The organism is Micromonospora trifolii (assembly GCF_022229005.1).
In the GTDB taxonomy this organism is placed as follows: Bacteria; Actinomycetota; Actinomycetes; order Mycobacteriales; family Micromonosporaceae; genus Micromonospora; species Micromonospora trifolii.
This window is the reverse complement of sequence record NZ_JAKKFD010000081.1, coordinates 1-688: the sequence shown is the minus strand read 5'-3', so window position 1 is coordinate 688 and position 688 is coordinate 1. Positions and strand designations below refer to the sequence as shown.

Annotated in this window: 1 protein-coding gene; it reads right to left on the bottom strand. The window is 66.6% G+C overall.

What is annotated here, in order from left to right; genetic code table 11:
• Positions 1-264 precede the first annotated feature (264 nt).
• On the bottom strand, positions 265-688 hold a 424-nt coding region (locus NIE79_RS32995; protein WP_238682289.1), incomplete at its 5' end, for an HD domain-containing protein.

Sequence of the window (688 nt, the reverse complement as noted above, 5' to 3'; positions counted from 1 at the left end):
GCACGGCCACCTCAGGGACGAGCGCCCGAAGGTCCGCATCCAGCGCCTCGTCTGACGCCGGGCAGTACAGCAGCGAAGTACAGCATCCGTGCCAGCGAAACCAGCCCGAGAGGCCGCCAGCAGGCCGCCTGACCTCACATCAAGCCCGATCCGACCGGCTCGCCGAGAGTTCACACCGAAGCGGTCGCCATGCAGGAGCCAAGCCGTCCGCTCTGATCGACTGGCTCCCTGCAGTTGGCTAATAGAACGCCAAGCGTTGACGGCTTACTTCTGTGGCGGGGGTGTGAGCCAAGCCAGGGGTTGTCCGCTGAGGGCGGCGTCGGCTAGGCGGTGGGCGCTGGCGGTCTTCAGAGCCGCTCGTGAGCTGTCGATCCAGCGCTGTACGTTGTCGACGCCTAGGTGACGGTACTCGACGGCTTGGACGAGGCATTCCAGCTTGTCAGCGTCACGAGCGACGACAGCTTCTAGTGTCTCGCCAGCTTCGTACTCGGCGACTGCGGCGGTGATGACCTCCGCGACGGCCGGTGGGCAGGCGGCGACCTGGTCGGCGGTGACGGCGGTGTTGGGTGCGGCGGTGAGGTAGCGCTTGGCGATGTGTGGGATGTCGGTAATTCGGGTTTCCTGGGTGTCGTGCAGGGTGCAGAGCATCGACACTCGGGCTGGGTCGGCGCCCTCCATGGCGGCGAGG